The sequence below is a fragment of the Microbacterium sp. B35-04 genome, from assembly GCF_010634885.1.
Classification (GTDB): Bacteria; Actinomycetota; Actinomycetes; order Actinomycetales; family Microbacteriaceae; genus Microbacterium.
Window position 1 is genome coordinate 1 of sequence record NZ_MWLP01000116.1, and the last position, 20672, is coordinate 20672.

General features: G+C 67.7%; 21 protein-coding genes. 6 read left to right on the forward strand and 15 right to left on the reverse strand.

Annotated features, from left to right (window positions below):
- The coding region (locus B1729_RS20665; protein WP_204318971.1) for a hypothetical protein at positions 1-220 on the forward strand (220 nt) is incomplete at its 5' end.
- Positions 221-392: 172 nt separating this feature from the next.
- Here B1729_RS20665 and B1729_RS19040 read toward each other — a convergent pair.
- The 10 genes from B1729_RS19040 to B1729_RS20910 all read right to left on the reverse strand — a co-directional run bounded on the left by B1729_RS19040 (position 393) and on the right by B1729_RS20910 (position 9935).
- Positions 393-1631: a type II secretion system F family protein gene (locus B1729_RS19040; RefSeq protein ID WP_163634368.1), complete on the reverse strand. Its 1239-nt coding sequence runs from the start codon at positions 1629-1631 to the stop codon at positions 393-395.
- Between the two features lies 1 nt (position 1632).
- On the reverse strand, positions 1633-2961 hold the full coding sequence (locus B1729_RS19045) for a type IV pilus twitching motility protein PilT (protein WP_275575857.1): 1329 nt from the start codon (positions 2959-2961) through the stop codon (positions 1633-1635).
- Positions 2962-2966: 5 nt separating this feature from the next.
- Positions 2967-3638 (reverse strand): hypothetical protein, encoded by a 672-nt coding sequence (locus B1729_RS19050; protein ID WP_163634370.1) that lies wholly within the window; start codon positions 3636-3638, stop codon positions 2967-2969.
- Positions 3638-4315, reverse strand: coding sequence for a hypothetical protein (locus B1729_RS19055; protein ID WP_163634372.1), 678 nt, complete (start codon positions 4313-4315; stop codon positions 3638-3640). Before B1729_RS19055 ends, B1729_RS19050 begins: the two co-directional genes overlap by 1 nt.
- Complete coding sequence (pilM, locus tag B1729_RS19060; RefSeq protein WP_163634374.1) at positions 4312-5337, reverse strand: pilus assembly protein PilM; 1026 nt, start codon at positions 5335-5337, stop codon at positions 4312-4314. The genes B1729_RS19055 and pilM overlap by 4 nt, the downstream gene beginning before the upstream one ends.
- Positions 5338-5365: 28 nt before the next feature.
- Positions 5366-6250, reverse strand: coding sequence for an A24 family peptidase (locus B1729_RS19065; protein WP_163634376.1), 885 nt, complete (start codon positions 6248-6250; stop codon positions 5366-5368).
- 3 nt (positions 6251-6253) lie between these two features.
- Positions 6254-7909, reverse strand: coding sequence for a hypothetical protein (locus tag B1729_RS19070; RefSeq protein WP_163634378.1), 1656 nt, complete (start codon positions 7907-7909; stop codon positions 6254-6256).
- Positions 7900-8457 carry a prepilin-type N-terminal cleavage/methylation domain-containing protein gene (locus B1729_RS19075; RefSeq protein WP_163634380.1) on the reverse strand — a complete coding sequence of 186 codons (558 nt, stop codon included), beginning with the start codon at positions 8455-8457 and terminating at the stop codon, positions 7900-7902. Before B1729_RS19075 ends, B1729_RS19070 begins: the two co-directional genes overlap by 10 nt.
- A 506-nt stretch (positions 8458-8963) precedes the next feature.
- Complete coding sequence (locus B1729_RS19085) at positions 8964-9374, reverse strand: prepilin-type N-terminal cleavage/methylation domain-containing protein (RefSeq protein WP_163634384.1); 411 nt, start codon at positions 9372-9374, stop codon at positions 8964-8966.
- A gap of 135 nt (positions 9375-9509) precedes the next feature.
- Positions 9510-9935, reverse strand: coding sequence for a prepilin-type N-terminal cleavage/methylation domain-containing protein (locus B1729_RS20910; RefSeq protein WP_163634386.1), 426 nt, complete (start codon positions 9933-9935; stop codon positions 9510-9512).
- A gap of 421 nt (positions 9936-10356) precedes the next feature.
- Between B1729_RS20910 and B1729_RS19095 the strand changes: the two genes are divergently transcribed.
- Positions 10357-11739 carry an HNH endonuclease signature motif containing protein gene (locus B1729_RS19095; RefSeq protein WP_163634388.1) on the forward strand — a complete coding sequence of 461 codons (1383 nt, stop codon included), beginning with the start codon at positions 10357-10359 and terminating at the stop codon, positions 11737-11739.
- 445 nt (positions 11740-12184) lie between these two features.
- Here the strand turns inward: B1729_RS19095 and B1729_RS19100 are convergent, their stop codons facing one another.
- The 4 genes from B1729_RS19100 to B1729_RS19115 form a co-directional block, all read right to left on the reverse strand.
- Positions 12185-13231: a hypothetical protein gene (locus tag B1729_RS19100; RefSeq protein WP_239539717.1), complete on the reverse strand. Its 1047-nt coding sequence runs from the start codon at positions 13229-13231 to the stop codon at positions 12185-12187.
- Between the two features lie 303 nt (positions 13232-13534).
- Positions 13535-13834, reverse strand: a complete 300-nt coding sequence (locus B1729_RS19105) for a DUF1905 domain-containing protein (RefSeq protein WP_163634392.1) — start codon at positions 13832-13834, stop codon at positions 13535-13537.
- A gap of 65 nt (positions 13835-13899) precedes the next feature.
- Entirely contained in the window at positions 13900-14973 is a 1074-nt protein-coding gene (locus B1729_RS20835) for a Fic family protein (RefSeq protein ID WP_275575858.1), read from the reverse strand.
- A gap of 315 nt (positions 14974-15288) precedes the next feature.
- Positions 15289-15717, reverse strand: coding sequence for an SRPBCC domain-containing protein (locus B1729_RS19115; RefSeq protein WP_163634394.1), 429 nt, complete (start codon positions 15715-15717; stop codon positions 15289-15291).
- 41 nt (positions 15718-15758) lie between these two features.
- Between B1729_RS19115 and B1729_RS19120 the strand changes: the two genes are divergently transcribed.
- Complete coding sequence (locus tag B1729_RS19120) at positions 15759-16190, forward strand: DUF1294 domain-containing protein (protein ID WP_163619762.1); 432 nt, start codon at positions 15759-15761, stop codon at positions 16188-16190.
- 277 nt (positions 16191-16467) lie between these two features.
- On the opposite strand, the gene B1729_RS19125 is transcribed toward B1729_RS19120, so the two are convergent.
- Complete coding sequence (locus tag B1729_RS19125; RefSeq protein WP_239539718.1) at positions 16468-17265, reverse strand: glycosyltransferase family A protein; 798 nt, start codon at positions 17263-17265, stop codon at positions 16468-16470.
- 50 nt (positions 17266-17315) lie between these two features.
- On the opposite strand from B1729_RS19125, the gene B1729_RS19130 reads away from it, so the two are divergent.
- The 3 genes from B1729_RS19130 to B1729_RS19140 all read left to right on the forward strand — a co-directional run bounded on the left by B1729_RS19130 (position 17316) and on the right by B1729_RS19140 (position 20578).
- Complete coding sequence (locus B1729_RS19130; protein WP_163634396.1) at positions 17316-17906, forward strand: GNAT family N-acetyltransferase; 591 nt, start codon at positions 17316-17318, stop codon at positions 17904-17906.
- Between the two features lie 114 nt (positions 17907-18020).
- Positions 18021-19940 (forward strand): glycosyl hydrolase family 28-related protein, encoded by a 1920-nt coding sequence (locus B1729_RS19135; RefSeq protein WP_163634398.1) that lies wholly within the window; start codon positions 18021-18023, stop codon positions 19938-19940.
- A gap of 236 nt (positions 19941-20176) precedes the next feature.
- A complete protein-coding gene (locus tag B1729_RS19140; RefSeq protein ID WP_163634400.1) occupies positions 20177-20578 on the forward strand; it encodes a hypothetical protein in 402 nt (133 codons plus the stop codon).
- Positions 20579-20672 lie beyond the last annotated feature (94 nt).

Sequence of the window (20672 nt, forward strand, 5' to 3'; positions counted from 1 at the left end):
GGCGCACACGGGCGGCTCGACGCATCTCGTCGCGGTCGCTGGCGCTCCCGCGCTCAACGACCGAAACCCGCGACCCCTCCCCCCGGGCGTGGAGCGAGCGAGGAACGAGCGAGACGAAACGCCCGCACCCGGCGCACACGAGCGGCTCGGCGCGTTTCGTCTCGGTCGCTGGCGCTCCTTCGCTCAACGACCGGTGCTCGACGCCGCCCCCGGTCGTTGAGCGAGCGAGGAACGAGCGAGACGAAACGCCCGTACCCGGCGCACACGAGCGGCTCGGCGCGTTTCGTCTCGGTCGCTGGCGCTCCCTCGCTCAACGACCGAAACCCGCGACCCCGCCCCCGGTCGTTGAGCGAGCGAGGAACGAGCGAGACGAAACGCCCTGAGCCCGCCCGCTACCCCTGCTGGGCGAGCTCGCCGTAGAGGGTGAAGATCGGCAGGTAGAGCGAGATCACCATGCCGCCGATGATGATGCCCAGGCCGACGATGAGGATGGGCTCGATCGTCGACGAGAGCTGGGCGGTGGCCGTCTCGACCTCGTCCTCGTAGAACTCGGCGATCGACGACAGCATGTCGACGAGCGTGCCCGACTCCTCGCCGACCGACACCATCTGCGGGACCATCGCTGGGAACACCTGCGCCTTGGCGAGGGGTGCGGCGAACGAGCGACCCTGGCGGATCGACTCCTGCACGTCGCGCACGGCCTCTTCGATCTTCCAGTTGTTCGACGCCTGTCCGACGATCGAGAGCGCCTGGATGATCGGCACGCCCGCGTTCAGCATCATCGACAGGTTCCGCGCGAACCGCGCGACCGCGATCTTCGTGGTCAGCTTGCCGAAGACCGGCATCTTCAGCTTGATCGGGTCGACGACCTTCCGGTACTGCAGCGTGTGGCGATTGGTGCGCCACCAGATCACGGCGACGATCACGACGAGCACGAGTGCGGGAATCATCCACCACATGTTGTTCGAGATCGTCACGAGGATCTGCGTCGGCAGCGGCAGCGAACTGCCCAGCCCTTTGAACATGCTCTCGAAGATCGGCACGACGAACGTCACCATCACGAGCACGCCGAGGATCGCGATGAAGAGCACGACGGCCGGGTAGGTGACGGCGGCGCGGATCTTGTTCTGCAGCTCGGCGTCGCGCTGGTAGTTGTCAGCGATCGAGCCGAGGGCGCTGCCGAGGAAGCCGCCGGCCTCGCCGACCTTCACGATGCTGAGCATCAGCGGCGGAAAGGTCTGCGGATGCCGCGCGAGCGCCGCCGAGAACGACGAGCCCGATTCGACATCGGCCTGCACCTGCACGAGCGCGGGCTGCAGGCGCTTATCGTCGGTCTGCTCGATGAGGATCGCAAGCGTCCGCATGAGCGGCAGGCCGGCGTTGATGAGACCGGCCATCTGTCGCGAGAACACGGCGAGTGTACGCGCCGAGACGGTCTTGGTGGCTCCCGGCAGCTTGATGTCGCGATTGAGCCCAGTGTTCGACTTGAGGGTGACCTCGAGGGGGGTGAGCCCCTGCGCCTTCAGCTTTCCCGTGACCGCGGACTCGCTCGCCGCCTCGATTGTGCCCTTCACGACCGATCCGCCGCGCGGATCGACGGCCCGGTAGACGAACTCCTGTACGACGGCCATGTCAGGCCCCCTTCTCGGGCGCCGGCAGGCCTAGTTCGGCCCACGAGTCAGCATCGTTCAGATACGCGTCGTCGTCAGAGCCGGACCAGTCGACGTCACGCGCCGTCGGGTCGACGCGGCCGCCCACGGTCGGCGACCCGAAGCGTGATCCCATGCCGATGCCCGTTCCGGCAGCGGCGTTCGCGGGGACGGACGCCGCGGCATCCGCCTGCCGCCATTCGCCGGCGTGGTGCGCCCACTCCTCGGCGTCGAGTTCGCGCGGCCTGACGTAGACGCCGTCGAGGCTCTTGGGATCGACCGCGAAGTCCATGGCGACGTTGCGGGCGATGGTGCCGTCGGAGACGAGACGACGAAGGTCCTGGTCGAGCGTGTGCATGCCGAGCTCCGAGCCCGCCTGCATCGCCGAGTAGATCTGCGCGACCTGACCCTCGCGGATCATGTTGGCGACCGCCGGGGTGTTGATGAGCACCTCGGTGGCGATCGTGCGGCCGTTCGTCTGCGCGAGCGGCAGCAGCGTCTGGCTGATGATGCCCTGCAGCGTGTCGCCCAGCTGCGTGCGGATCTGGTGCTGCTGGTCGGCAGGGAACACATCGATGATGCGGTTGATGCTCTTCGCGGCGCCCTGCGTGTGCAGGGTCGAGAGCACGAGGTGTCCGGTCTCAGCCGCCGAGAGTGCGGTCGAGATCGACTCGGGGTCGCGCAGCTCGCCGATGAGCACCACATCGGGGTCCTGCCGCAGCACGCGACGCAGGGCCTCGGCGAACGAGTTGGTGTCACGCCCCACTTCGCGCTGATGGATCAGTGCGCGCTTGGACTGGTGGTGGAACTCGATCGGGTCTTCGATCGTGATGATGTGCGCCGGCACCAGCTGGTTGACGATGTCGACCATCGCCGTGAGCGTGGTCGACTTGCCCGACCCGGTCGGGCCGGTGAGCAGCACGAGCCCGCGCGGGCGCAGCGCGAGATCGCGGGCGATCGCCGGAGCCCCCAACTCCTCGAGCGAGTACACCCGGTCGGGGATGTAGCGCAGGGCTATCGCGATCGACCCGAGCTGGCGGTACACGTTCGTGCGAAAGCGTCCGATGCTGGCCGTGGCGTGGGCGAGGTCGACCTCGCCGTGCTCCAGGAACTCCTGGCGCTGACCGTCGCCCATGAGCTCGAACGCCGTGCGCTCCACCCACTCCTCCGACAGCGCGTCGGGGTAGCCGGGCACGGGCACGAGGTCGCCGTCCACCCGGAACAGCGGAGGCGCTCCTGCGGTGATGTGCACATCCGAAGCTCGCGCGCGCGCCCCGCGAGCGAGGAGGGTCTCGAAGTCCAGGTCTTCCATGGCCGTCACCCTTCCGTGTCCACGAAGGTCAGCGCCGAGATCTGCACGTCGAACGTGCCCTCGCCGCTCTGCGTCGTGGTCGCCGTGATGCTGTTGAGCAGGCGCGGCCCGGCGCGCAGCGCGTCCAGAAAGGCGGTGGCTTGCGCCATGTCGGCCGCCTGCGCACTGATCACGAAATCGACCTGCTGGCGCCCGGCATTGATGATCGGGTCGACGGGGGCCGCGGCATCCGTCGTTCCGGTCGTGGTGTCGGTCGCGGCCTCGGTCGCCTCCGGTGTCGGGGCGGGAACCGGCGCGACCGCAGCCGCGTCGCCTTCGGTAGCGCCCGTGCGGGCCGTGAACGCGACCTGCTCGCCGGCGGTGATCGCGGTGAGGGAGACTCCGGATGCCTCGGCCGCGCGTGCGACGACCTCGAACACGTCGTCGAGCTGGCCGGTCGCGGGAATCTGCGAGCGCAGTCCGGCGACGTCCGCGTTGATCTGATCGAGGTTCTCCGCCTCCGCGGTGAGGTTGTCGACCTGGGCCTGGTAGACCGCATTGGTGTTCGCGACGGTCGCGGTCTGCGCGTCGACGCCGACTGCCTGGAAGTACAGCGGCAGGGCGACGAGGAACACGCCGAGGGCGATGACGCCCAGTGAGACGACGAGTCCGAGCGCGGTGACGAGCTGCTTGGGCATCACTCGCTCCCTTCTTCTGCCACGTACTCGTTCGAGTACACGGTCTGGTCGAACTCGACGTTAAGCAGGTACGCGAAGCGATCCGTCGAGACCTGGCTCGAGGTCACCGACTGCCCGTCGGCGTAGAGCACGCCTTCGACGCCGCGCAGCGACCGGATGATCGCGACGATGTCGAGCGGCGTCGGGCTGTCGATGGTGACGGTGCCCACGATGCCCTGCTCGGCCATCGGGTCGTCGCCCCGCGCGGCGCCGCCGACGGTGAAGTCGAAGCCCGTGAGGGTGGTCTCAGCGGGCAGGATGCCGGCGATCTTGGCGATCACGGGCGTCCAGGCGAGGTCGGCGGCCATGGCCTCAGTGCGGTAGTCGGTGAGCTCCGACTCGGTCGCGAGCGCTTGGCTGACCTCGGAGAGCGCGGCGATCTCGGTGAGGAGAGCATTCGTCTGCGTCTGTTCGGCGGCCAGGCGCTGGTCGGCGAGGAACTTGAACGCGAACGCGCCGGCGATGATGAGGCACGCGACGAGGATGGCGCCGAGCACGATCCACACCCACAGTCGCACGAGCTTGTCGCGTTCGCGGCGAACGACCTCGCTGCGCGGCATGAGGTTGACGCGGGGCACTCCCGAGAACGGGACGGGTGCGGGAACGGCGACCGGAGCGGCCACAGGAATAACGGTCATCGGCCGGCCTCCCCGAGTGCAATGCCGATGGTGCCGACGAGGTTCAGCGACACCTCGCCCGCGGGCGGCGGCGTCACGATCGCGACGACGTCGCCGGCCGACACGATGGTCATCTGGGTGTCGATGGCAGCGGTGAGCGCCGACATCACGCCCTCCACCGCCGCGCCGGCACCCGTGACGAAGATCCGCGCCAGCGGGGCTGCGCCGGATCGGCTGCCGAAGAACGCCAGGGTGCTGCGCACGCGGGCGGCGAGGTCGGAAGCTCCCGGGGGCGTCGCGGCGCGCATGGCGCCGCGGGTGCGTCCCGCAGCCGCGACGCCAGCGCCGTTGCCCGTCGTGGCCGCGAGCTGGAGTTCCGGCTCGGCGATCTCCGCGCTGCGCCGGCGGGTCGCGGCGGTGGCGACGTCGATGGGCAGCAGGCGCACGAACAGTGGTACGCCGCCGCGCGAGATCACGACCTGCGTGGTGTGGTCGCCGATGTTGATGGTCGCGACGATCTCGTCCGGTGCGGCGAGCGAGGCCGTGGCGCGGGCGAGTCCGAAGGCGGCGAGGTCGACGGCCTGAGCGCGCACCTTCACCTTGGCGAGCGTCGAGATGATCTGCTCGATGCTCTCCGACACCGCGGCGACGAGCAGGCCCGACACCTGGTCGCCGTTCTGGGCGAGCGGGAAGAAGTCGAGCACCGCCTGACTCGCGGGCACAGGAAGCAGGTCCTGCACCTGGTACGGGAGGGCTTCGCGCAGCAGGTCGGGTCGCATCGCCTGGGTCGTGTATTCGCGCACCAGGATGCGGCGGCTGGCGACGCCGAGCACGGCATCCTTGCTCTTGAATCTCGCACCGGTCCACAGCTGCCGGAGCGCGACGGCGACGGCGCCTGGGTCGAGCACCTCCGAGTCCTTCGCGGCATCGGGTGGCAACGGCACCTCACCGTATGCGATGAGCTGGGGTTTGCGACCGAGTGAGAGCTCCGCAGCGCGCACGCTCTCTTCGGTCACCTCCAGCCCCACGATCGTCTTCGCCATGATTTTCCCTTCCCCAAGACCGTCGGCGTCAGGCGCCGACGAAAAGATTCACGTACCACCGGCCGACGGCTTCGCCGGCGAACACTCCGGTCCAGGCGCCGAGGATCATCCACGGACCGAACGGGATGGCTGTCTTGCGCCCGGCACGGCGCAGCAGCAGCAGTGCGAGGCCGAACAATCCCCCGTAGAGGAACGCGGCGAACGCGCCGACGGCGAGGGCTCCCCAGCCCAGCCAGCCGAGGTAGATGCCGATCACTCCGGCGAGCTTGACGTCTCCCCCGCCCATCCCACCCGGGCGCGCGAACCGCAGGAGTGCGTAGAACGCATAGAGCACGACCATGCCGATCGCGGCCCGCAGCAGCAGTTCCCATTCGTCGGTCAGCCAGGCGGCGATGGTGAACAGGATGCCGGCCACGAGGTAGCTGGGCAGCACGATGCTGTTCGGCAGCCGGTGCGTGTCGAGGTCGATGAGCGTCAGCACGATCGAGATCGCCGCGAAGTAGAGGAACGCCACGATGACGAGAACGGCGGCCCAGACATCGGCGGGGTACACAATGCCGTCCCACTGCGAGGAGGCCAGGTAGGTCGGCAGCGTCGAGCCGAGCAGCCCTTGGTAGACCGCGAGCCCCCACCAGGTGACGACCGCGAACGCGACCCCTGTGAGGGCTTCGACGATCGGGTACCGCGCCGAGATCGGCGCCTTGCAGTTCGCGCATCTGCCGCGCAGGGCGAGCCAGCCGATCACCGGGACGTTGTGCCACGGCTTGATGACCGCGTCGCAGCGCGGGCAGCGGCTCTCACGCATCAGCGAGATCTTCGCCGGCACGCGGTAGGCGACGACGTTGAGGAACGACCCGATGAGGAGGCCGAAGATCCCGGAGACGACGACGAGGAAGGTGACGAGTCCTGTCATGCGCTAGCGCTCTGTCTGGAACACGAGGTCGCCAAGAGTCGGCACCGGCGGCGGGCCTGGTGGCGTAGCAGCCGGTTCGAGGAAGCAGCTGATCTTGTCGAAGAGCGGCGGCCATGCCATCTCTTTGCAGTCGACCGCAGCGCCATTGGTAAATCCGATCGAGTTGGTCCCCGTAAAGAATTGACCCGAATAGCTCACCCGAACGGTCCCCCCGATCTCGCAGGGTGTATACAGCATGACGCGCGCAGCGATCGATGTCACCCCCATCTTCGTGGTGACATCGTCAGGGCCGGTGCTCTCGCAATCGGGCCACGACTCCGGATCCATCTGCCCGGCCGGCACCACTTCAGTTGTGTTGCGATCCTCATGGACGAAGAGGAGTTGCGGCGCGGACTCGATCGGCCCGGTGCTGGAGACGTTGCCATCGAATATCACCTTCATCGTCGCCTTCGCGGGAACGATGAAGACGACATCGCGGTTGACGGTTACCGCGTCGATGGTGATCGTGACCGAATTCGGTGGCATCGCACAACTCGAATAGTCGATGAGTAGCCTGCCGGTGCCGGGCAGCAGCGCCGTGGGATTCGTCGGGCACCCGGTGATGACTTCCTGTGCCGCACCCCAGCTGGATCGCCCGAGGTCCATCCAGGTGGTCATCCCGTAGACATCGTCGAGCGTGGGGTTGAACACCGGAGCAGCGGCGGGTGCTGTCGCGGCGATCGCGGTTCCGTCCGCCTTCTTCCATTTGACATTGTCAACAGTCGCCGTCGTTCGCGCGGTCACCTGGCCACCGACAAGCGCACCACTGACGACGGTCCCCACCGTCCCCGTTGATGAACCCGTCCCCTTGAGGTCCACGCTCGCGCCCGAGTGGATGTTGCCCCCAACCACGACGCCGTTCGAGGCGAGTTCGACCGAGCCAACCTCTGTCATGATGTCACCACCCACGACGACTCCCGAGGACGACGACTTGACGTCACCGTAGGCGTAGATCGAACCCTCGATATGGCAGTTCGTACTGAGCGTGACAGGGCCGTTGGGGACGTAAAGATCGCCGGTGATGACCTGCCCGCTTCCCCCGAGCGCACAGGTGAATGCACCCGTTCGCACCACAAGGTCGCCATCGTAGACGGACTTCTGCAGGCCGACACCGCCACCGAAGTAGGCAAGCGAGCCACCGGTGGGTGCCGCAGGCTGCACCATGTCGTATACCGAGTCGATATCGACAGTCGCTCCATTTGGGCCCGTCCCGATCGAGTTGACCACCACGAACGTGGACGTCGAGTCAGGGCACCCTTCCGTCAGTCCGTCGGACGACGTCGGGGGCGCCGGCAGGCTCGTCCTATAGATCGTCGACTCGAACTCAGGCCCGGTCGGGTCGTGTGCGGGATTGCTGGGATCGCGACTATCTAAAAAGGTCGTACTGCACGCGTTGCTGACCTCGGCCCGTGCCCTGTCCCGCCCCGACTCGGCCGCAATGAAAGCCTGGGTTCGATCTTTGTTGTTTACGTTCGCACCGACCGTGAAGATCACCGAAGCGGCGATCGTCGCCGCGATGATAACGCCCACGAACATCACTAAGACGACAGTGAGCAGCACCGCCCCGTCGTCGTCAGCGCGTATCTCGCGCCGCGGGCGGACCGTATCATTCACCAACATCCGTCGCTCCCCGCTGCTTGTGTAGATCGTGGCGCGATATCACTGGAGAATTCCACGGGCGCCGCGTCGGTCTCAATCTGGAATGTGTAGGCAAGAGTGCCGTCGACCGTCTTTCGGAAGTACGGTGTCGTGCCCTGCTTGGCAACTCCGGTATTCCACTCGGGCCAATTGGTCGAGTCGCCCGAAAGGCTGACTTCGGCCATCGACAACTGTGCCGCACCATACTCGGGCGCCCCGCCAGCAGTAAATCGGAAGCCCTGACATTTCAACGTACCTTCGAGCGAGGTCGACACAACGAGGACTTCACCGCCGTAGACCGCGGGAACATCGAACCAGAGCGCGTTACGCATCGCCCGTTCAATCGCGGAACCGATGACCTGACCGCGGTTCGTCGCCTCAGTCACGCTGGCGACCTGCTCTTGCGTTCGCCACGAGTTGATGAACATGGACGCGATCGCAATCAACACGATCCCGCTTACGACGATCGCGACGATGAGTTCGATCAGTCCGAGGCCATCGTCGTCATTGCGTGGTCTGTACATCGTCATGGGATTGGGATGTAGATCAGAGCCGTTGACGTGGCAAGTGTGCGACCCTCACCGACGATGTTCAGGACCAAAGTGGCCGTGTCCCCATTCGCACAGGTGACGGAGCTCGTCGCGGTCGTCATCGACACTCCCCGACCGTCCGTCACCGCCGGAAGGGACGGAATGGCGTTCAGATGCGCACAGTTGGGATTCCCACGCGCATCCTCAACGATGGAATTCATGTATCGGGTGGCGGTCGCGGTGGAAGATTGCTGCGAGGAGTAGATGATCCCTTGCCAGAGCGCAGGCAAGAGCGCGATCGCGATGACCCCCAACAGGAGCATTGCGATGACTACTTCGACAAGACCGAACCCCGCGGCGTCCGTTCTATGATCCCTCATCCGCCCACCTCCCCAAGCGGCAGAGTCCCCGCTGCCCATGATGCACGAGCATGGCCGCTTGCGTGTGTCGCCGACGTTGCGCAAATGCGCGCAGACCCGCCACGCCTGGTCGACGTCATGCGAGACTCAGTCATGGCCACCGACGGTGGCGCACCCTGGGCCTTCGTCCCAGAAGTCGAAGTTGCCACCCGTATACGCCGCCTGCACGCAGATCGACGAGAGGTCGCCTTCGAGGTACGTCAACAGCGCGACAGAGACCACATTCCCTTCGGCAAGCTCCTGGAATGTGGTGGTGCCAGGGACCAAGGCGGACGGTTCCTTCGCAGCGGTAATCGCAGCGCTAGTAGCCCCGTTGGCGGCTGCCGACTGACCTGCCGCATCATTGCTGCGCATCTGGATCCCTCCAAAGACTGGTATTGCGATCGCTACCAGCACTGCGAGTACTGCGATGACGATGATCAACTCGATGAGCGAGAATCCCTCGTCGTCTCGGTCCGGCCTACCGCTCGGCTTCGTCAGCCCAACCCGACGCAGCATTATTCACCCCGTTGTCTGCCTCACGTTGCCGTAACCAGGAAGCATGGGTTCGCAGGATCGCCATCTCTGTAGGCCACGGGCCCAGGGTGCAGCGAAGCTCGCGCCGCCCTGGGCCTGTGGATCCTACTGACTTGGTCAGTGTCCGCCGGCCTGCGCCGCGGTGCATCCCGGACCGACGCCCCACGTCGTGAAGTTCCCGCCGGTGTACGTCGCGACGGCGCAGATCGTGGCGATGTCGACACCCGTGATTGTCGGGTTGACGGCGGTGACAGGGGCCTTCTCGAGGTCGGTGTAACCGGCACCCGTCACGTCAGCAGCGGTCGCCCCGCTCTTCGACGCGATGATCGCCGCCGCCGTTGCACCGTTCGCTGCCGCTGACTGTGCGGCAGCGTCGTTAGCGTTTTTCTGGATACCCGCGAACACCGGAATAGCGATCGCCGCCAGGATGCCGATGATCACCACGACGATGATGAGCTCGATAAGCGAGAAGCCGCCATCACGGCCCTCTTCCTCGCGGCGGGCCTTCTCGGCCGCGACGTAGTTCTTGATGAATGCACGCATGGCGCAGTGTCTCCCCAGTGTGTGAAATGAAAGGTCAGCTCCGACCGGCCGGCACAGCAAGTACCGGCTCACATGTAACCCCAGTAACGAACTCCCCAGACTCCGTCAGAGCTGGGTTCGAGACACGCGCCCAAGCACGAATCCCCTCCCGCCTCCGAGCATGGCTGATGCCCTGCCGAAACGTCAATGCGCGCGCATGCAGTGTTCCCCTAAGAACTCCTCAGGACGACGCACCGACGGCGGATGGGTTACTCCGTGTCAGCGTCCCCCTTCTCGGACGCTAGCGGGAAGTGCTGCCGAACAGGGCGTGGGCAGAAGAACCGCGAACAGAGGGCCATAAACGCACTGCTTCGACGCTCTTGGTGAGCGATCTATATCGAACCTACTTTCGACTGTGCGTACACTTTGATAGGCTCGACATGTGATCATTCCAGCGGATCTCGACGACGATCTCGAGTGGCGCGCTGACCTGACCGCCCCCTGGCTCTGGCCGCCGGACGACTCGCGGCACGCCGAGCAGACTCACTCCGATGTCGCGGTCGCCGCACTCGGAAGCAGCGGCGAGGCGCATACGGTCGCCGTCACCGCCCTCGAAGGCCTGAGCATTCGCGCCCGCGTGCTGATCGCCGACGGGTACGCCGCCATCGCGACGATATTGACGGATGCCGCGGCCTGCCCTGACCCGTGGGTTGGGTCCGATCCGACACAGGATCCGGCCTGGCGCGACCCTCAGAGCCGTCCGGCCGTCAAGGTTCGCGCGGAGCGGCGAAACATCGCTGTCCGCGCGGCGGCGCTGGACATAGCAGTGCGGCTGGGGATGTCGGAGTTCGCCGTGCGCACGCGGGCCTTGCACGCCGACACCCTGCGCGAACGATGCCCGGGGGTCTGGAACGCTTTCCGTGCCGGACTCGTGTCCGCTCAGAACGCGACGACCGTGGCGCAGCAGGCGGCATCGTTTCCCGACGACGCCACCGAGGCGTGGGGGCGGTTCGACGAAGCCGTCGAGACGGCGGCGCAGACACTGCCGCCTGGGAAGTTCCGGGTGCGCGCTCGCGTCGCGCGTGAGCGCCTCCACCCCGAGTCTCTCGAGGTCCGCCACCAACGGGCAGCCGAAGACCGCAACGCGTGGTTCCAGGCCGATCATGACGGCATGGCAACGCTCACCGTGTTCGGCCCCGCCGACAAGGTGCTGTCGGTGCACGACCGCGCCGACGCTCACGCGCGGCACCTGCGGTCTCAGCCCGGCGAAACGCGAACGCTCGCCCAGCTGCGCGCCGACGTGCTGCTCGAAATGATGGCGGCTGCGACGATCGATGAGTCAGAGACACGTCGCCGCCCGTCCGTCGCGATCACCGTCCCCGTCATGACGCTGCTCGGCCTCGACGACGAGCCCGCCACGCTCGACGGTTACGGCCCCATCGACATCGAGACCGCCCGCAGGCTCGCCGGAGAGGCCTCCAGCTGGGTGCGGATCCTCACCCACCCGATCAGCGGCACCGTCCTCGACGTCGACCGCACCACCTACCGTGTTCCGAAGGCCCTGCGAAGATGGCTCGGCGTGCGCGACCCCGTCTGCATCGGCCCAGGATGCACTCGCCCCGCTCGGAACTGCGACATCGATCATCGAATCGATTGGCAGTACGGCGGAGCGACAGCCGACACCAACCTCGGGCCGCTCTGCGAGCCACACCATGTCATCAAGTCCAAGAGCAGATGGACGCTCTACCGCGACGAGATGACGGGTGCGACCTGGTGGGTCACACCCACCGCGCTCGACCTGCCCATGGAGGCTGCGCCCTGGTGATACGCCTCCAATCACCCCAGCCATTGCCGATCCAGCCTGCGCCCTGGTAAGAGAACGCCGACCGCCGCGCCCACGCGCTGTCGGGTGAGGTCTCAAGTGCGGCCGGCGCTACGCCGTAGGGCAGGGGTCGCGAGCGCGCGCTCCATGTCGACGTTGTCGCCCACACGGATGACCTCGCCGGTCATACGGGATGGCCGCGATCTTCGACGTCGGGCTGCGCACGGTTGAGGTCAGCGATCTCCTCTTCCGGGCGAGGCGGAATGGTCTCGTCGACCTCGAGCTCAGGAATGCTCGACTCACCAGGCTCGGGGACATGCGGGGCGGACAGATGCTCACCGGGAATCAACACTCGGGTCCTCCCTTCGAACACACACAGCGTACGGCGATATCGACGTCCCGTGGCGACTCGACGAGCGATCGCCGCAGCCGGGACGCAGCGGTGCGGTCAAGCGAGAATCGCGAGCGCCCGCTCGGTGGTGACGTACACGAGCCCGGCGGCGAGCAAGATGGACACCGCGAGCGCCACCGCCGATACCACCCGACTGGTGCGCCGCTGGCCGGCGACGATCAGTCCGCCGACCGCGAGGAAGAACGCACCTGCAGCGAACGCGACACTCACCAGACTCACCAGCCCGGCGATCGTCTGATCCCAGCCCGCCAGCCACAGCACCACTGCCAGCCCGCCGATCGCGGCCAGCACCAGCAGCACGATCGACGCGATCGCCGGCACGTTCCGCGGCCTCGCCTCGGGCAGCGGCGGCCGCATCGCCCCGATGTACGAACTCGCGACCGGCTGATACACGATCGGCGTCGGCGGACGATCCACCGGCGGCGGCGGCCGGCGCGGCGCGATCTGGTCGGGGATGCCTCCGTCGCTCGCCACGCGCGGCCCCGCCGCCGGTGCGCGGGATGACGGAGAGGCGGATGCCGCAGGTGAGGCGTCAGTCGGAGGAGATGCGGATGCCGGTATCGCAGCGTCAGGTGCGACCTCAGACGGCTCGCCCGCACCCGCGGCGAGAGCCGACGACGAAGGAGCGGGCCAGGCGTGGGCAGCAGGACGAGCCTCGGCCGCCGGCGCGACGTCGAGCGGCCCACGCTCATGCGCGCGCCCCGACTCCCCCGGGCCCGCCTCGACGACGTCGACCGCCTCGCCCCCGAGGGTCGGCTCTGCCTCACTGGCGGCCGGGTGCATCCGGCCGTCGCGTCGGGATGGCACCCCCTGGTCCGCGTCGCTCGTCGGCACCATCGCCTCGCGCTCCGTCGTAGCCTCCGCCCGCACCGAAGCCGCCTCCGCCGTCGCCGCAGCGTTCGCGGGCGCCGCAGCGACATCCGCCGCTCCCGTCCCCGCATCCGCGGCAGCGTCCGCGGGTACTGCCGCGGCATCGGCCGTCCCCGTCCCCGTTCCCGTGCCCGCCGCGTCCGTCGTCGCCGCCGCAATCTGCGAAGCGCCGCGCCGCACCCGCCTGGTCGGGGTCGCGAGGGAATCAGGCACAGCCGAATCAGGCACAGCCGAATCAGGCACAGCGTGATCGGGCACACCGTCGACGGCGGCTGCGGCATCCGTCATCGCCGGACGGAAGTCCTCCGTCCACGCATCGCCGTCCCACCACCGCAGGTAGTCGGCGCGCGATGCGTCCCTGTACCAGCCCGGCGGTGGTCCCCCCTGAGACCCGTCCGACATCATGCTCCCCAGCAGAATGATTTTCGCCGGGGCCCAACTTACCGGACCGAAGGAACTCGCAGTATCACGGCAGACGCCCGCACGCCGCGGGGGGTGAGCGCACGCCGGCCGCAGTCAGCCGTCCAGCACCTCGAGGCGCACGGTAACCGGGCCACCGTCGACGAGCTGCTCGGCATCCCGCACCGCCTTCTTCAGCGGCAGCACGTACGAGTCCGTCTGCGCCAGCGGGAAGATGGACGTGGTCCACTCGCTGCCACCGATGTGCGCACGAACGCGGACGGACCCGAATCCGCGATAGGGCCTCGGAATCTCACGGATCTCTGCTCCCAACTCCGGCGGAACGGCGGTGAAGAACCAGGAGGAGTCCTCCCTCGCCGCCCAGCGGAACACGTCGCTGTCGAACTCGATGATCACCCCACTGAGGCTACCGCCGGCCTGCGACACCCACGGGCCGACCTCGCTGACCCGGGCTCGGCGCGTCAGTGATGCATGCTGCGCCGAATCGTCGCGGCGTACTCATCGAGCACGCCGAGGACGCCGTCGTGCTGCCAGATGCGGTTGCGAGCACGCCCGGTGCGCTCACTCACCACACCCCGCTCGACGAGGGTGTCGACCGCGCGCAGCGCCGCAAGACGGCTGATCCCCAAGGCCGACACCAGGTACTTGGTGTTCACAATCGGCTGGCCCACAAGTCGCGGGAGCACTCTCCACACCGTGGAATCGGCACGCACACCCGCGAGCTTCTCGCGTGACGACGCCACCTGGTCCACCAGGCCGTCGACGAGCACGCGGCCGGTGGCCGCGGCGAAACGGGATGCGTCGGCGAATCGCCGGATGATCGGGCCGGCGTCTCCGTCACGAAAGGTGGTGAGGGCGCGGAAGTATCCGGAGAGGTCCGTGAGCAGGCCGGCCGAGATCGGGATCGTCGTATGCGCCGACAGTCCCTTCGCACGGAGCATCGCCTGCGCCAGCGCTCGTCCCGTCCGGCCATTGCCGTCCACGAACGGGTGAATGGTCTCGAATTGCGCGTGGGCCACGGCGATCTGCGCGAGGATCGGCACGTCGGCGCGCTGCGCGAATGCGAGAACATCGCGCACGGCGGAGGGTACGAGGTCGTGCTGAGGGGCGATGAAGTCGGCGCCGATCGGGCCGGCATTGTCCCGCCCCCCGATCCACACCAGTTCACGCCGGAAGCGCCCTGCCTCCTGTTCCATGCCAACCTGCTTCGACATCAGCTCGCGATGCATGGTGAGCACACTGGCCTCATCGAGCTTGTCGGCCAGGCGCAGCGCGGCTTCCATCGAGCGGACGTTGCCGACGACCGTCAGCGCGTTCGCTTTTTCGCCCTCGTCGATCTCGGCGAGCGCCAGCTGTTTCGCGGATGTCGTGAGCTGTTCGATCTGGCTGCTCGAGGCGCTCTCGGTCCGCAGCAGAATCGCCGACATCGGCGCGAATGCCGGGTCGCTCGAACCCAGCCGCCCCAGTGCGTATCGATCGAACTCGTGGATGGCCAGCGTCGCGTCCTCGAAGTCGGCGGCGTCTTCTGCGCCCACCCGAGGAGACCACAACGCGAGCGATCCCGTGACGGCCGATTCGTAGACCCCGGACTGACGAGCAACCTCAGTCTTCGAGAAGATCTCAGGAGCACGCGGCCGCCAGTCGTGGCGTTGCCACTGCACAGGAGCGACCTCGATGGGCGTCTGGCCCTCTCGCGGTCGAGCATCTGAAGTCACACCGTCAGATTATCATCACATAAGTCAGTAACTGATACTAAGACTGAACCTTGTTATCGCTTTGCATGGTCGGCGCACAGGGCAGCCCTCAGCCGACTCCACCCTCGGGCGCGCACGCGCGGCCTGCGGCATGGGTCACAGGTGCTCGCCCGGAGCCCCACCATGCCGGTCCACCAGGCGTTGCAGGCAGGTCGACCAGCCGTCGACGTGCTGATCCCGCTCCTCGGCGCTCGCGAAGCCCGACTGGCGCACGATCACACGGGTCGCGGCATCCGCTGCCGATTGCAGTTCGATCTCGACGTCGGTCGCGTGCTCCTCCCCCTCCCACCGCCACGAGAGCCGCAGGGCGCGCGGCGGCTCGAGCGTGAGCACCTTCGCCTCCACGGCGAGGTCCGCCGCGAGCGACCGCACCTCCCAGCGGCCCAGCTCGCGCAATTCGATGACCGCGGCGGTCTCGAAGTGCGACGGCCAGAACCACTCCGCGAGCCGGTGTGCCACCGTGAACTCGCGCCACACCACGTCGACGGATGCCGCCACCAGCGCCTCTTCGGTGAGCTCATGCATGCTCACACGGTACGCCGGGGCCTCGCCATAAGATCGAGCGCATGTCGAACGCGCGCCCCCGGCCATCCCTCGCGACGCCTGACCGGCCGGGTCGAGACCTCTCGAAGCCGCTGCCGCCGGCACTCAGCTGGATCACGCTGCTCGTCTTCGCCGTCGGATTCGCCGTCGCGTACCTCGTGTTCGGCCTCGCGTGGTGGGTGCCCGTTCTGTATGGCGCCGCGAGCCTCGTCGCGTTCGCGGCCTACGGCATCGACAAGTCGGCGGCCCGACGCGGTGCCACACGCATCTCGGAGCAGACGCTGCTCCTGCTGGGACTCGTCGGCGGCTGGCCGGGAGCACTGGTCGCGCAGCAGCTGTTCCGCCACAAGACCCGCAAGCGGTCGTTCCGCCGCGCGTTCTGGGGCACGGTCGGAGTGAACGTGCTCGTGCTCGCGGCTGCCGTGTACGTCGCCGCCGGCACGTCCCCGTTCTGACCCCACTGCGCGAGCGCTTCTCCGCGACGTCACGAGACGCGACCCGGGGGCGGAGTATTCGGGTTGCTCCGCCCTCGGGTCGCCGTTCTCTCGCGTCGGGGTGGATTCGTCAACGCCGAACACCCCTCCCACATGGAAGGCTACGACCGCGCCGAGCCGCGACGACTGGGGGTTGACAAGTGTGCGCCGACCGCGCTCGGAGCACCGCATGACACAGACCGGTGCGACGACGTCAGCTGCGGTACTCGACCGCGGCGTCAGTGCGTACTCGGCTGCGTCAGCGTCCGTACCCCGGCGCCCAGTCGTCGCCGCCGGGAGCCCATTCATCGGAGGATGCGGAGCCTGCCGAAGGCTGGGTACGACGCCACGCCGCGCCCTCCGGCCAGCTGACAGCGAAGGTCGACGCGACCTTGAACACCCGTCGCGACAGACCCGACACGGTCTGCACGGGACGCGCCGACACCGGCATGCGCAGCTGAGGGTCGTACCGCACGCCGTCGGAAGGCCGCAGGCGGATGGTCAGGTCGAGGTCGTCATGGATGCGGGCGTTGTCGCGATCGACCTGCTCGCGCACCCGCTCCCACACCCTTGCGCGCATCGCGAAGTTCGATCCGAACACGAGCGGGATGCCGAGCCACTTCTTGATCCAGTAGTGCCCACCCCCGATGTACCAGTGCTCGCCGAGGTAGTTCTGCAGCGGCGTACCGCCGTAGAACTCGGCCCCGCCGGTCAGCACACCGAGCGTCGTGTCGGAGACGAACGCGCGCACCAGCCTTGCGATCCAGTCGGGGTGCGGACGCGAGTCGGCGTCGAGCCGCGCGATGATGTCGGCACCGCCCAGCGCCTCGTCGTAACCGTGCGCCGCCGCAGGCCAGATGCCGATCGACGACTCGTGCACGACGACAGCGTCGTGCGCGCGGGCGACAGCGGCGGAGGCATCCGTGCTGGCGTTGTCGACGACGATCACGACATCCGCCTGGTGGGTCTGGGCGGCGAGGGCGGTCAGGCACGCATCGAGGTAAGCCGCGTCATTCCGGCACGGAATGACCACGGCGACGCGAGGGGCGAGGGGCACAAGCGCCACCCTACTCCCGGGCTGTCGGCGCCCGGCGCTACTCTGCCGACATGAGCAGCGGACTGCGTTTCGCTCCCGCGAACGAGGCGTCGTGGGATGACCTGCAGGCGATTCTCACGGGCGCCGCGGGACGCTGCCAATGTCAGCGCCAGCGCCTCGGAGACCACGACTGGTGGTACATGCCCGCATCGGAACGCGCCGCGATCCTGCGCGCCGAGACCCACTGCGACGACCCGCGGGCGACCGACACCATCGGCATCGTCGCCTACCAGGACGACGAGCCGGTCGCCTGGTGCGCGGTCGACCGACGCGGCGTGTACGGACGCCTGCGGGGGTCGCCCGTGCCCTGGCAGGGACGTGACGAAGACCCCGACGACGAGACCGTCTGGGCCATCGCGTGCCTGGTCGTTCGCAAGGGTCATCGCCGCGAGGGTCTCACGTATCCGCTGGTCGCGGCGGCAGCTGAGCACGCCCGTTCTCGCGGCGCATCGGCCGTCGAGGGCTACCCGCTGCTGACCGGGGGCGCCGACATCACGTGGGACGAGCTCAACGTCGGACCCGTCGGCCCGTTCCTCGCTTTCGGTTTCCGCGAGGTGTCTCATCCGACGAAGCGGAGACTCGTCATGCGCCTCGACTTCTGACGATCCAGCAACCGCTCTCCCGAAATTGGTGGTTGAGGCCGCTCCCACGTTTGGTTACAGTCCGGTAAGTAAGCGGCATCCGCCGCGGTCATCCCTCAACGGAGAGGACTTCTCATGCCCGCACCCGTTCCCCGCCCCGCGGCGCCGATCGCACGCACCGCGCGAACCGCGCGAACCGTGCGCATCGCCGCGGTGGTTACCGGCACCGCGCTCATCGCGAGCGCACTGCTGGCCGCGCCTGCGACCGCTGCGCCACCACGCACGGTCGATCCCTTCGACCCGGACTTCGGCCCCAACGTCACGATCTACTCCCCCGAGACGCCGGTCGCCGACATCCGTGCCGAACTCGACGCCCTGCACGCACAGCAGGTCGATGCCGAGATGAGCACGGAGCGCCAGGCGGTGTACTTCCTTCCGGGCGAGTACGGCTCGGCCGCCGACCCGCTGCAGGTGAAGGTCGGCTACTACACCGAGATCGCGGGCCTCGGCGCCTCGCCCGAGGACGTCACCATCAACGGCGCGGTGGAGGTGTACAACCGCTGCCTCGCCGACGGCGGCACGGGCAACTGCCTGGCACTCGTCAACTTCTGGCGCACCATCTCGAACCTGTCGATCGACATCCAGGCGGCGGACCGCGGCTGCCGCACCGGCACGGACTTCTGGGCCGTGTCGCAGGCGGTGTCGATGCGCCGCCTCGACGTCGCGGGCGGCAACCTGTCGCTGATGGACTACTGCACCGCAGGCCCGCAGTATGCGAGCGGCGGCTTCATCGCCGACTCGCGGCTGCCCAACGTGATCAACGGCTCGCAGCAGCAGTGGCTCATCCGAAACAGTGAGGTGGCCGGCTGGTCCAACGCCGTCTGGAACCAGGTGTTCTCGGGCGTCGTCGGCGCACCCGACGACGCGGGCTTCCCCGACCCGCCGTACACGACGCTCGATGAGACTCCGCTCAGCCGCGAGAAGCCGTACCTGTACGTCGACGACGAGGGCCGCTACAACGTGCGGGTGCCCGCCGCGCAGCAGGACTCGCGCGGAGTCACCTGGGCCGACGGCGAGACCGCGGGCCGCAGCATCCCGATCACCGAGTTCTTCATCGCGACGCCCGACGACTCGGTGAAGGACATCAACAACGCGCTCGCGCGTGGCCGGCACCTGATCCTCACGCCCGGAATCTACGACGTCGCCCAGTCGATCCAGGTCAAGCGCGCGAACACGGTGGTGATCGGCCTCGGCCACGCGACGCTCACAGCCGTGGGCGGTGCGGTTCCGCTGGAGGTGAAGGATGCCGACGGCATCGTCGTCGCGGGAGTCACCATCGACGCCGGCACCGAGCTCTCGCCGGTGCTGCTGCGCGTCGGCGCGGCCGACAGCGACAAGGTGCTCGACCCGGCGAACCCGATCACGCTCAGCGACGTGTACTTCCGCGTTGGCGGGCCGCACATCGGCAAGACGACCACCGCGCTCGAGGTGAACGCCGACGACGTGCTCATCGACCACACATGGGTGTGGCGCGGCGACCACGGGATCGAGGGCTTCGACCCGAACGACGGCGTCAACGGCGACAATCAGCGCTGGGCGACCAACACCGGCACCGTCGGCGTCATCGTCAACGGCGACGACGTCACCGCGACCGGGCTCTTCGTCGAGCACTTCCAGACGTACAACACGCTCTGGAACGGCGAGAACGGCCGCGTCGTGCTGTACCAGAACGAGCTGCCGTACGACCCGCCGACGCAGGCCGACTGGACGCAGCCGAACGGCACGCTCGGCTACCCCGGGTACAAGGTCGCGGACGACGTCACCACGCACCGCCTCGACGGCGCCGGCGTCTACGTGTTCAACCAGAACAACCCGTCGATCCTGACGGCGAACGGGTTCGAGGTGCCCGAGACGCCCGGCGTGCAGCTGCACCACATCATGACGGTGAACCTGTCGGCGGGCACGGTCCAGCACGTCGTCAACGGCATCGGCGGGCAGGCCGACAACACGAACACGGGCACCCCGCAGTTCGTGGTGGACTACCCGCTGCCGTGACCCTCTCGGTCGTTGAGCGAGCGAAGCGAGACGAAACGCGGCAAGCGCCTCTCGCAAGCCCTGGGCGTTTCGTCTCGCTCGTTCCTCGCTCGCTCAACGACCGGAACGGATGCCGCGGCCCACGCGACACGCGGGGGTCGGGGCATCCGTCTTCCTGTGCGCGGCGGCGGTTCGGATCTAGCATTCGAGCAACCGCCCACGCACAGTCGCGCGGGCCTTCGGGAACGGAGAACGCCATGACCGATGTGGAAGAGCAGAGCTGGACCGGATGGGTGATGTTCGGCGGGATCGTCATGATCATCGCGGGCGCGATCGACGCCCTCCTGGGATTGACGGCGATCCTGCTGCCTTCGAACGAGTACCTGTTCCTCACGGATGAAGCCGTGATCCTGCTCGATGCGGCGGGCTGGGGCTGGTGGCACCTGATCATCGGCGCCGCCATCGTCTTGGTCGGCATCTTCGTGCTGCGGGGCGCCACCTGGGCGCGGATCGTCGGTGTCGTACTGGTCTCGATCAACGCGATCAGCCAGCTGGGACTCCTCGCCGTGCAGCCCCTGTGGTCCCTCATCATGATCCTGCTCGACATCATCGTGATCTTCGCGCTGATCGTCCACGGCCGGGAACTGAAGCGCCCCTGACGCGCGGGCAAGACCGTAGGGCGACGGAGAGCGAGAAGCGCGACGAACGACCTCACAGCCGTCATGGGCCGGATCCGGCGCGTTTCGTCTCGCT